Annotated in this window: 9 protein-coding genes and 1 pseudogene; 5 read left to right on the top strand and 5 right to left on the bottom strand. The window is 68.4% G+C overall.

What is annotated here, in order from left to right; translation table 11 throughout:
- From ACU5AP_RS15415 to ACU5AP_RS15395, 5 genes are all read right to left on the bottom strand, one after another.
- Window positions 1-1016 (bottom strand): Hpt domain-containing protein (locus ACU5AP_RS15415; RefSeq protein WP_446681470.1); only part of this gene is annotated, 1016 nt, incomplete at its 3' end.
- Between the two features lie 26 nt (window positions 1017-1042).
- Window positions 1043-1408: a response regulator gene (locus tag ACU5AP_RS15410; protein ID WP_040346123.1), complete on the bottom strand. Its 366-nt coding sequence runs from the start codon at window positions 1406-1408 to the stop codon at window positions 1043-1045.
- Window positions 1405-1686: an STAS domain-containing protein gene (locus tag ACU5AP_RS15405; RefSeq protein ID WP_128718703.1), complete on the bottom strand. Its 282-nt coding sequence runs from the start codon at window positions 1684-1686 to the stop codon at window positions 1405-1407. Before ACU5AP_RS15405 ends, ACU5AP_RS15410 begins: the two co-directional genes overlap by 4 nt.
- Complete coding sequence (locus tag ACU5AP_RS15400) at window positions 1686-3665, bottom strand: methyl-accepting chemotaxis protein (RefSeq protein WP_446681469.1); 1980 nt, start codon at window positions 3663-3665, stop codon at window positions 1686-1688. The genes ACU5AP_RS15405 and ACU5AP_RS15400 overlap by 1 nt, the downstream gene beginning before the upstream one ends.
- Window positions 3666-3729: 64 nt before the next feature.
- Window positions 3730-4383, bottom strand: coding sequence for a TorF family putative porin (locus ACU5AP_RS15395; RefSeq protein ID WP_088411952.1), 654 nt, complete (start codon window positions 4381-4383; stop codon window positions 3730-3732).
- Between the two features lie 477 nt (window positions 4384-4860).
- Between ACU5AP_RS15395 and ACU5AP_RS15390 the strand changes: the two genes are divergently transcribed.
- From ACU5AP_RS15390 to ACU5AP_RS15370, 5 genes and pseudogenes are all read left to right on the top strand, one after another.
- Window positions 4861-6111, top strand: a complete 1251-nt coding sequence (locus ACU5AP_RS15390) for an ATP-binding protein (RefSeq protein ID WP_446681468.1) — start codon at window positions 4861-4863, stop codon at window positions 6109-6111.
- Complete coding sequence (locus tag ACU5AP_RS15385) at window positions 6108-6713, top strand: response regulator transcription factor (RefSeq protein ID WP_003166019.1); 606 nt, start codon at window positions 6108-6110, stop codon at window positions 6711-6713. Before ACU5AP_RS15390 ends, ACU5AP_RS15385 begins: the two co-directional genes overlap by 4 nt.
- Before the next feature lie 76 nt (window positions 6714-6789).
- Entirely contained in the window at window positions 6790-8235 is a 1446-nt protein-coding gene (locus ACU5AP_RS15380) for an NAD-dependent succinate-semialdehyde dehydrogenase (protein ID WP_003166020.1), read from the top strand.
- Window positions 8236-8386: 151 nt separating this feature from the next.
- Window positions 8387-10057: an MFS transporter gene (locus ACU5AP_RS15375; RefSeq protein WP_278448966.1), complete on the top strand. Its 1671-nt coding sequence runs from the start codon at window positions 8387-8389 to the stop codon at window positions 10055-10057.
- A gap of 113 nt (window positions 10058-10170) precedes the next feature.
- Window positions 10171-11906, top strand: a pseudogene (locus ACU5AP_RS15370) (hybrid sensor histidine kinase/response regulator); the annotation flags it as partial.

The following is an 11906-nucleotide window of genomic DNA, read 5'->3' as shown; positions in this document are numbered from 1 at the left end:
GGAGGGGTCACGGGCGCGACGGCGACAGGCGCGGGCGCCTCCGTCGGCGCGGCGCCGACCGAGGCCAGCAGGGCGGCGATGTCCAATTCCGGCGCGGCGGCGCGGGCCAGGGCCGAGGCGTCGCTGCTGTCCTCGTCGGCCACGGCGGCGGGCGCGGCATCGACCGACGCCGCATCGCCCAAGGGCGTGACGCTGAGGTCGCAATCCATCTCCACGAAGTCGAAGACCTCGCGCACCTCGGCCTCGCTGACGTCGGCGTCCAGTTCGATGGTCCAGATCAGGTGGCTGTCGGTCGGCTCCAGCGCGTCCAGCAGCGGCAGGCCGCTGTCGTCCATCTGCACCCGCGTCGGGCCCAGGCGGCCCAGTTCGCGCAGCAGCAGACCCGTCTCATTGGCGCTGGCGTAGAGGCGCGGATGCGGACGGAAGACGACCCTCCACCCCTGCGACGCGCTCGGCGCCGACAGATCGGGCAGCGGCGCCAGGGCGGCCAGGTCCGGCAAGGGCGGCAGGTCGGGAAGATCCGGCAGGCCCGCTGGAGCCTCGAACGCCCCAAGGTCCATGGCGACGGGCGTGAAGCCGAAATCGTCCTCTTCCGACTCGGCGGCCGCGACCGGCGCGGCCCCGCCGTAAGTCAGGGCCTCCAGCTCGGCGACCAGACCGGCCGAGCGCACGGGATCGACGGGCGCGCCTGCGCCGCGCGCGGCGGCGACGTGGTCGGCCAGCACGTCCGCGGCGCGCAGCAGGGTCTTCACCGTCGGCTCGTCGCACGGTTTTCGGCCCGAGCGCAGCTCATCCATCAGCGTCTCGAAGACGTGGGCGAAACGGACCAGGTCTTCCAGCCCGAAGGCCCCCGCCCCGCCCTTCACCGAATGGACGGCGCGGAAGACGGCGTTGATGACCTCGATATCCGTCGACCCGGACTCCAGCGTCAGCAGATTGCCTTCCAGATCGGCGAGCAGCTCCTCGCATTCCTGGAAGAAGGTCGCCTTGATCGCCTCGAACGGATCGTCGCTCATCGTCTCAGTTCCTCAGTCCCAGGTCGTCAGGCCGCCACGCGGCGCACGGCGTCGACCAGACGCACGGGGTCGAACGGCTTGACGATCCAGCCGGTGGCCCCGGCCTCGCGGGCGCGCTGCTTCTTGGCGGCGTCGCTCTCGGTCGTCAGGACCAGCACGGGGACGGCGCTGAACGCAGGGTCCGCCCGCATCCCCTCGATGAAGCCGAACCCGTCCATGCGCGGCATGTTGATGTCGGTGATGACGATGTCGGGGTTTTCGGCCTGCAGCACCTCCAGCCCGTGGACGCCGTCCTCGGCCTGGACCACGCGATAGCCCGCGTCCTTGAGCGCCAGCATCAGCATGTCGCGCATGGTGCGTGAATCATCGACGGTCAGAACGGTCTTGGTCATTGGGAGGCGTCCTGTGCGGAGAGATCAGAGGGCGAAGCGCCGAAGGCGCTCCATTGGGTCGTCAGCGCCTCGGACGCATTGACGAAGGTCAAAGCCTGGCCGTCGGCGCGCCAGGTGCGGATCGCCGACAACAGCAGCTGAAGGCACAGCCCGCCCAGCCGCTCGACGGCCGAGCCGTCCAGCGTCAGGGCCTGACCGCGCGCCGCCAGCAGCTCGCCCTTCAGCGGCTCGGCTGCGCGCAGGTCCAGAACCGGGGCCAGAACGACCGTGGCCGTCATCAGAATTCCTCCCACCCGTCTTCGATGGCTTCAGGCTTCAGAGCCGCGCCGCCGCGTCCCATGGTCTTCAGGGCGGCGACCGTCTCGGCCACCGGCTGCGGCTTGCGGGCAGGCGCGGGCTCGGCGGCGACCGAGGCGGGCTTGGCCTTCGGCGCCGAGACCGGAGCGCGAAGCTGAGCGACGGCCTGCGTCGTCTGCCTCACCTTGAAGTGCGCCACCGAGGCGGCCAGGACGTCGGCCTCCTGGGCCAGCGAGTGGCTGGCGGCGGTCGATTCCTCGACCATCGCAGCATTCTGCTGCGTCACCTGATCCATCTGGTTCACGGCGGTGTTGACCTGTTGCAGGCCCGTCGCCTGCTCCTGGGCCGAGGCCGAGATTTCAGAAACCAAACTATTGATCTCGGCCACCTCGTCCACGATTCGGCTCAGCGCCTCGCCTGCGCGGCCCACCAGGTCGACGCCCTGTTCGACCTGACGGCTGGAGGCGGTGATCAGGGTCTTGATCTCCTTGGCCGCTCCAGCCGAACGCTGGGCCAGGGCGCGCACTTCAGAGGCCACGACCGCGAAGCCACGACCGGCGTCGCCCGCGCGCGCCGCCTCGACGCCAGCGTTCAGCGCCAGAAGGTTGGTCTGGAAGGCGATCTCGTCGATCACGCCGATGATGGCGCCGATCTGGTTCGACGACTGTTCGATGGCGGTCATGGCGGCGACCGCCTCGCCGACGACCAGGCCCGAAGCCTCGGCCTCGCCGCGCGTCTTCTGCACCACGTCGGCGGCCTGACGGGCGCCGTCGGCGGTGCGGTTCACCGTCGTCGTGATCTGGTCCAGGGCCGCAGCGGTTTCCGCCAGGCTGGCGGCCTGCTGTTCAGTGCGGCGCGACAGGTCGTCCGACGCCTGACTGATCTCGCTCGAGCCCGAACGGATGGCCGCGACATTGGCCGCCACCGAGGCGACGGCCTTCTCCAGCTGCGCAATGGCGTCGTTGAAGTCGGCCCGCAGCTGTTCGGCGTTCGGCGCGAACGTCACCTCGATGCGGTGGGTCAGGTCGCCCGACGCCATGGCGTTCAGGCCCTGGCCCAGGGCGGTGATGGCGATGCGGTCTTCCTCGGCGGCCTTGGCCTTTTCGGCCTCGACGCGGGCGCGCTCCTCTGCCGCCGCCTGGCGCTGGGCCACGGCCTCGGCTTCCAGCCGCTCATTGGCGATGGCGGCGTCCTTGAACGCCAGGACGGCGGCGGCCATCTGGCCGACCTCATCCTTGCGGCCCATGGCGGGCACCTGGATCGACTTGTCGCCGCCGGCCAGGCGACGCATCGCGGCCGTCATGGCGGCGATCGGCTTGGCGATCGACTGGGCCAGAACCAGACCCGAAGCCACCGACAGGATCAGCGCGACCAGCACGCCGACGCCTAGGGCGATCTTGGTGGTCCGGAAGGCCGCATCCTGCGCCTTCAGGGCCGCCGCCTTGCGGGTCTCCTGCGCGTCGCTGATCTCCTTGAACGCAACATCGACCGGATCCATGAACTGGTTCGGCAGGGCGCTGGCCGCCAGGGCCAGGGCGTCGGAATGGGTCTCGGGACGGCCCGCCAGGGCGATCTCGGGATTGATGACCGAGGCCTCATAGGCGGCGACCGCCTTGTCCAGCGCGTCCATGCGGCCCAGGGCGCCGGAGATGTGCGACACCATCTGACGCATCTCGGCCGAACCCTGCTTGTAGCGGGCCTGATGCGACTTGACCCGTTCCAGATAGTCCGGCGACAGCGTCAGAAGATAGGCGCGGGCGTTGCTTTCCTGCTGGTCCACCGACCGCTTCAGCACATTGGTCTGGCCGATGACGGTCTCGGCCAGGGTGACCGTGGCCTTGGCCTTCTCCAACTGCCCCACTTCAAACAGCACCACCCCGCCCAGCGTCACGATGACGGCCAGGATCAGGGCGAAGGCGCCCGCAAGCTTGCGCGATATTCTGACGTTGTCCAACTGCACGAGAGTTTCCTGTTCGAAAACGCCGAGCCCCCCCGGCGGATAGCTAAGGTAGAGGAGAGAGGGTTCAGAAAGCGTAAGTGAGAGCGCCGACCAGACGCCCGTCATAGTTGTCGCCCAGCGCATGGCTGTCGGTGTCGTACCAGCGCACATCCACCGCAAAACGCTCGCTCAGGTTGTGCTTCACGCCCAGATTCCAGGCGTTGTAGTCGGCCCCTCCGTCCGCCGAGCGCACGCCGTAGGCCGCCGACGCCTTGGTGCGCGGCCCCAGGGCCGTCGACGCCTGCGCCTCGATCCACCAGGCCTCCTTGGTCGCGGCGAAACCGTCGGGCGTGTAGTTGACCCGCAGCCGCCCCGAAACGCGCCCGAACTTGCGCGAGGCGTCAGCCTGATATTCCCAGAAGTTGGAGTCGATCCCGGCGCGCGTGCCCGGCAGGTCTCGGTTGGCGACCGAAAGATCAAAGGCGAAACCGGCCGCCTTGGGCCGCCAGCCCAGACTCGTGACGATCTCGGCGTCCGACCCCTGAGACAGTTTGGCGGTCGAGGCGAAAACGGCGCCGTAGAAATCGCCGTACGAGACTTCGAGCGAGCCGTTCAGACTGGGATCGCCGGCGCTCTTGCCCAGACCCTTGCCGACGTATTCGCTGGCGACGCCAAACTGGCCTTCGACGGACTGGGCCCCCGCAGGGGCCGCTAGCGCCGCTGACAGAGCGATGATCAAGCCGCCCGCGAGCGGATTACGGAGCGCGCGAGCGCCTTTCTGGCGTCGAGCGATGATTTGGAAGGGCATTCAGACCTCTTTGAGACTGATCCCCTTCTGCGTGAGACAACGGTAGGCAATCGTAAATTCGGCCGTACGTAGAAATCCGCAATTCATGTTGTCGCTGCGCAGATTTCTCTCATCAGAACGCCGTTCTATTTATTAACACTCGAGTAACCATGACGACGAAGATCACACATACCCACGTTACGACAGAAATGGACATTTTTTCAGCTCACAAAGAACTGTGAGCGATAATTGCATGTTAGCCGAGACCTATTTAAGAGGCCCCTCTTACCTGCCTTATGACGACGACGACACGGAAGGGCTCGCCTCCTGATCTAGCGGGAAGCGAGGACAAGTTCGATTTACTCAGTATTGGACCGCCGCTCCCGTGACATCGCCCCATTCCCGCCTCCTTGGGCGGCGGCTGTCGCCTTGGCGTGCGCCCTGTTCGCCGTTGCGGCTCTGACCATGGGGCTGGCGGCGCCGTCCTTCCCGCGCGACCTCGCCCTGATCGCCTTGACGGCGGCGCTGGCGGCTTCGACCGCCTCAATCCTGGCCTGGCGGCAGGCCTCGCGTCTCGCAAAGGCCCTGGCGGCGCGCGACGCCATGCTCCAGGTCGCCTTCCTGTCGACGCCGACCCTGATGCTGACCCGCGAGGGCGTCATCTCGCGCCTCAACGACACGGCGCTCGCCATGTTCAGGATCACCAAGGAGCAGGCCCTGGGCCGCCCCTTCGCCGATATGGTTCCAGGCTTCACCATGGCCGCCGTCATCGCCTCTGGGATGCCATCCGGCCTGCTGAAAGCCGACGCCGACTATTGGGTCGGCCGACGAGCCGACGGCTCGACCTTTCCGGTCGGCGTGCAGTTCGGCCTGGCGCCGGGCGGGCCAGACCAGGATTTCGTGGCCCTGGGCCTGGCCGACCTGACGCTCCATTACGCCGCAGAGACGCAGGCGCGCGAACTGCATGCTCAGTTGAATACCGTCTGGCGGCTGAACTCCCTCGGCGAAATGGCCGCCACCCTGGCCCATGAACTGAACCAGCCGCTGAGCGCGGCCAGCGGCTACATGCACGCCAGCCGGGCCGACATGGAGAAGGCCGGATCCCTGGGCGACAGCGCCTGCCGCACCCTGGACCTGGCCCAGGCCCAGCTGTTGCGCGCGGGTCAGATCATTCGCCGCATCCGCGCCTTCCTGAGCCAGGAGACCGGCGGCATGGGCGACGAAAGCGTGGCGGCCATGATCGAGACCATGAAGCAGATTTTGACGCGAATGGGCCAGGACAAGGATGTCGCCGTCCGCATCGATCTGGACGCCGACGGCGACCGGGTGCGGGCCGACCGCATCCAGTTCCAGCAGGCGGTCGTCAACCTGGTCCGCAACGCCGTCGAGGCGGCTGCGGGCGGCGTCGGCGCCCAGGTGCGCATCCTGGGCCGCGCCGAGGCCGACGGCTATCGCATCAGCATCGAGGACAACGGCCCCGGCGTCGCCGACGATCAGCGCGACCGTCTGTTCCAGCCCATGACCAGCACCAAGCCCGGCGGCATGGGTCTGGGCCTGTCCGTCACGCGCACCATCGTCGAGCGGCACGGCGGCGTCCTGAACGTCGGGCGCAGCCAGGCCCTGGGCGGCGCCGCCTTCTTCTTCACCCTGCCCAAGGATCAGGAGGCCAGGACCGCGTGAGCGATCATTCCGTCTTCGTCATCGACGACGATTCCGCCGTGCGCGACGCCCTCCTGCGGGTGCTGCGCGGGCGCGGCGTGCGCGCGCGCGGCTTCTCCAGCGGGACCGAGTTCTTCGCCGCCCTGCCCGAGGACGCCTCGGCCTGCGTCATCACCGACGTGCAGATGCCGGGCATGGACGGAACCGAGATCGTACGCCGCCTGGCCGAACTGCGCGGCGAGACCTGGCCCGTCATCGTCATCACCGGCCACGCCGACGTCTCCATGGCGGTGCAGATGATGAAAAACGGCATCGTGGACTTCATCGAAAAACCCTTCGATCCCACCCGCCTGGTCGAGGTGGTGAAGGGTTGTCTGGCCAGGCTCGGAGAGTTGGACGCCCGCCAGCAAGCGCGCCAGCAGGCCCGCGTGCGCCTGGGCCGCCTGACCCCGCGCGAGCGGCAGGTCTTCGACGCCCTGGTCGCCGGCGCCTCCAACAAGGAGATGGCCCTGAACCTGAAGATCAGCCCGCGCACGGTCGAGGTCTTCCGCGCCAAGGTCATGACCAAGATGGAGGCCGACAGCCTGCCCGCCCTGGTGCGCATGGGGCTGATGCTCAGCTAGACGTTTCGTCTCCTTGCAGCTGCGCCCGCTCCGGCGCGTTATGTCGGCTCCCCGACCGCGACCAAGGAGCCGCCCCATGTCCGATCCCGCCCGCCTGCTCCGCCGTCAGGCCTATGTCGACGGCCGCTGGATCGACGCCGACGGCAGCAGGACCATTGAAGTGACCAACCCGGCCACGGGCGAGGTGCTGGCGACCGTCCCCGACATGGGCGCCCTTGAGACCCGCCGCGCCGTCGCCGCCGCCGAAGCCGCGATGAAGCCGTGGGCCGCCAAGACGGCGGGCGAACGCGCCCGCATCCTGCGCCGCTGGTTCGATCTGATGATGAGCGAGCAGGACGCCCTCGGCCGCCTGCTGACCCGCGAGCAAGGCAAGAGCCTGACCGAGGCCAAGGGCGAGATCGCCTACGCCGCCGGCTTCATCGAATGGTTCGCTGAAGAGGGCAAACGCACCTACGGCGAGGTCATCCCGACCCACGACGCCTCAAAACGGCTGGTGACGCTACGCCAGCCGGTCGGGGTGGTGGGGGCCATCACCCCGTGGAACTTCCCCGCCGCCATGATCACCCGCAAGATCGGCCCGGCCCTGGCCGCCGGCTGCGCCGTGGTGCTGAAGCCCGCCAGCCAGACGCCGCTGTCGGCCCTGGCCCTGGCCGTTCTGGCGGAAGAGGCGGGTCTGCCGCCCGGCCTGTTCAACGTCGTCACCGGCTCGGCCTCGGCCATCGGCGGCGAGCTGACCTCCAATGAAACCGTGCGCAAGATCAGCTTCACCGGCTCGACCGAGATCGGCCGCCTGCTGATGAAGCAGTCATCGGACACCATCAAGAAGATGAGCCTGGAGCTGGGCGGCAACGCCCCCTTCCTGGTCTTCGACGACGCCGATGTGGACGCCGCCGTGGCGGGCGCCGTGGCCTCTAAATACCGCAACGCAGGCCAGACCTGCGTCTGCACCAACCGCTTCTATGTGCAGGCCGCCGTCCACGATGAATTCGTCGCCAAGCTGACACAGGCCACGCAGGCCCTGAAGGTCGGAAACGGCCTCGGCGACGGCGTGCAGATCGGCCCCCTGATCGACGAAAAGGCGGTGAAGAAGGTCGAGGAGCACATCGCCGACGCCCTGGCCAAGGGCGCAAGCCTGCTGACAGGCGGCGCCCGCCATGAGCTGGGCATGACCTTCTTCCAGCCGACCGTCCTGTCGGGCGTGACCCAGGACATGCAGATGTGCCGCGAAGAGACCTTCGGTCCCGTCTCCGGCGTCGTCCGCTTCGAGACGGAAGAAGAAGGGATCGCCCTGGCCAACGACACCATCTTCGGTCTGGCCGGCTACTTCTACGCCCGCGACCTGAGCCGCGTCTGGCGCGTGGCCGAAGCGCTGGAGACCGGCATGATCGGCGTCAACACCGGCCTGATCTCCACCGAAGTCGCCCCCTTCGGCGGGATCAAGCAATCCGGCCTCGGCCGCGAAGGCTCCAGCCACGGCATCGAGGACTACCTGGAGATCAAATACCTCTGCATGGGACTCTAGGCTCCGCTTCCCGCGAGCGATTATTCGACCAAGGTCGCTCTCCGCAAACCTGCGTTCCTGCTGTCACTCTCCCTTTCGACGCTCGGCGCAAAGCACGCCGGGCGCGAGGGAACGCGCCGCGCATCGCGGCCGCACAGGAAGGGAACTGCCCATGACCGACCGCACCATGGGTGCGGCGGACGGCGGCGAGCACACGGTCGACAAGAACGACCGGCTGGTGATTCTCGCCTCCTCCGTCGGCACCGTCATCGAATGGTACGACTTCTATCTTTACGGCTCGCTGGCCGCGATCATCTCCGCCCAGTTCTTCTCGGGCGTGAACGAGACCACCGGCTTCATCTTCGCCCTGATGGCCTTCGCCGCCGGTTTCGCCGTGCGTCCGTTCGGGGCCATCGTCTTCGGTCGCATGGGCGATCTGTGGGGGCGCAAGAACACCTTCCTGGTGACCATGCTGCTGATGGGCGTCTCGACCTTCGTGGTCGGCCTGTTGCCGCCCTATGCGGCCATCGGCATCGCCGCGCCGATCATCCTAGTGCTGATGCGCCTGATCCAGGGCCTGGCTCTGGGCGGCGAATACGGCGGCGCCGCCACCTATGTCGCCGAGCACGCCCCGCACGGCAAGCGCGGCTTCTACACCTCCTTCATCCAGATCACCGCCACCGTGGGCCTGCTGCTCAGCCTGATGGTGATCCTGGGCGTGCGCCTGGCCATCGGTGAAGAAGCGTTCGCCGACTGGGGCTGGCGCATTCCGTTCCTGGTCTCAATTCTGCTGCTGGGCGTGTCCCTGTGGATCCGCCTGAAGCTGTCGGAAAGCCCGGCCTTCAAGCGCATGAAGGCCGAAGGCAAGGGCTCAACCACGCCCCTGAAGGACAGCTTCATGAAGTGGCCGAACCTGAAGCTGGTGCTGATCGCCCTGTTCGGCCTGGCGGCCGGTCAGGCCGTGGTCTGGTACACGGGTCAGTTCTACGCCATGCTTTTCCTTGAGAAGACGCTCAAGGTTGACCCCGCCCTCGTCAACGTCCTGATCGCCGCCGCCCTGGCGCTGGCGACGCCCTTCTTCGTCTTCTTCGGCTGGCTGTCGGACAAGGTGGGACGCAAGCCGATCATCCTGCTGGGTTGTCTGCTGGCCGCCCTGACCTACTTCCCGCTGTTCAACGCCCTCACCGAAGCGGCCAACCCGCGCCTCGTCGCCGCCGCAGCCGCCTCGCCGGTGACGGTGATCGCCGATCCGGCCGACTGCCACTTCCAGTTCGACCCGGTTGGCAAGACCGTCTTCAACAGCTCGTGCGACGTGGCCAAGACCCATCTGGCAAAGGCGGGCGTCACCTATGTCAACGAAGCCGCCCCGGCCGGAACCGTGGCCCAGGTCCGCATCGGCGATCAGGTGGTCGACAGCTTCAACGGCAAGGTCATGCCCAAGGCCGACTTCGAAGCCCAGAAGAAGACCTGGGACGCCGGCTTGACCGCCGCCCTGACCCAGGCTGGCTATCCGGCCAAGGCTGACAGCGCCCTGGTCAACAAGCCCATGGTGATCGGCATCCTGTTCCTGCTGGTGCTGTATGTGACCATGGTCTACGGCCCGATCGCCGCCGCCCTGGTCGAGATGTTCCCGACCAAGGTGCGCTACACTTCCATGTCGCTGCCCTATCACATCGGCAACGGCTGGTTCGGGGGCTTCCTGCCGACCACGGCCTTCGCCATGGTCGCCGCCACGGGCAATATCTATTACGGCCTGTGGTACCCCATCGCCATCGCCGTGCTGACCCTGATCGTCGGCGTCCTCTTCGTGAAGGAAGGCAAGGACGTGGATATCCACGACTGATCGAGCGGCTTCGCAACAACTGACTTTCGCCAACCTGCGGGCGGTCCGGCTTCGGCCTGGCCGCCCTCTTTTTTCGCTTGCCCGCGTGAGCGCGCCCGGCCCAGATGACGCCCATGTTCAGCCTCGCCACCCTGGCCCTGACGGCCTTCTACATGGCCGCCCTGTTCGGTATCGCCTGGTGGTACGAGCGGCCGCAGATCAAGGCGCAGCGCGGGATGCTGGGGCCGTCGCTCTACGCCCTGTCGCTGGCCATCTACTGCACGTCGTGGACCTATTACGGGGCGGTGGGCACGGCCGCGCGCGACGGGTGGGAGTATCTGCCCATCTACGTCGGGCCGATCCTGGGGCTGACCCTGCTGCTGCCGTTGTGGCGGCGCATCGCCTCGGCCGCCCGGCGCGAGAACGTCGGCTCGATGGCCGACTTCATCTCGTCGCGCTACGGCAAGAGCCCGGCGCTGGGCGCGGCGGTGGCGGGCGTCGCCATCCTAGGCTCGGTCCCCTACATCGCCCTTCAGCTCAAGTCGCTGTCGATGGCGGGCGAGATGATCACGGCGGGCACCCCCGTCGCCGGGTCCGAGAGCCTGACCGTCCTGGTCATGGCGGCGGTGCTGGCCGGGTTCGCCATCCTGTTCGGCGCGCGACGGCCCGACCTGACCGAGCACAACCGCGGCCTGATCCAGGCCATCGGCATCGAGTCCATCGTCAAGCTGGCCGCCCTGCTGGCCGTCGCCGTCTTCGCCGTCGCCCTGCTGGCCGCCTCGCCCTCGCGTCAGGCCGCAGCCGACAGCCTGGGCCAGTTGGGAACGTGGCCGCACATCGACGCCCGCTTCATGGCCATCACCCTGGTGGCGACCCTGGCCATCTTCTGCCTGCCGCGTCAGTTCCACGTCGCCTTCGTCGAGGGCGGCGACCCGGCCCAGGTGCGCCGCGCGCGCTGGATCTTTCCGCTGTATCTGATCCTGACCACCCTGGCGGTCCTGCCGCTGGTGGCGGCGGGCGGCCTGTTCCGGCCCGAGACCAACCCCGACCTGCTGGTGCTGGCCCTGCCGTTCGGCGCAGGGCAGAGCCTGCTGACCGCCGTGGTCTTCGTCGGCGGCTTCTCGGCCGCCACCGCCATGGTCATCGTCGAGGCCGTGGCCCTGTCGGCCATGGTGTCCAACAACCTAGTCCTGCCGCTGATGGGGGCGGGACGCCGGCGCGGCGCGGCCCAGCCGGACATGGCGCGAGCTCTGCTGAACATCCGCCGCCTGGCCATCGTCGCCCTGCTGCTGCTGGCCTGGCTCTATTATCTGGCGATGGACCGCTCCAGCGGCCTGGCGGCGATCGGCCTGGTGTCCTTCGCCGCCCTGGCCCAGTTGGCGCCGTCGCTGTTCGGAGCGGTGCTCTGGCGCGGCGGGCGGGCCAGCGGCGCCCTGGCGGGACTGGCGGCGGGGATGACGGTCTGGGCCGTCATGCTGGCCGCGCCGCAGCTGGCGCCCGGCTTCGGCCTGAACGTTCCCGCCATGCTGGGGCTGGAAGACCCGTTCGCGGCGGGGGTCTTCCTCAGCCTGACGCTGAACCTCGGCGTCTTCGTCCTGGTGTCGCGGGCGCGGCCGCCGCGCCTGATCGACCGGGTGCAGGCCCGCGCCTTCGTCGACCGGCTCGGCCCCGACTGGCTGGAGGGCCGCGGCGGCTCGGCCGGGGCCTCGGTCGGCGACCTGCGCGCCCTGGTCGCCCGCTTCATCGGCGACGAGCGGGCCGAGCGCGCCTTCGCCGCCTGGGCGCGCGAAACCGACGTCAGGCTGAAGGACGCCGACCCGGCCGACGCCGCCCTGGCCCGCGCGGCCGAGCGGATGCTGGCCGGGGCCGT

The sequence above is a fragment of the Brevundimonas sp. RM1 genome (assembly GCF_052907225.1).
Note: the sequence above shows the minus strand (reverse complement) of the source record. Positions and strands in the feature narration are given on the sequence as shown.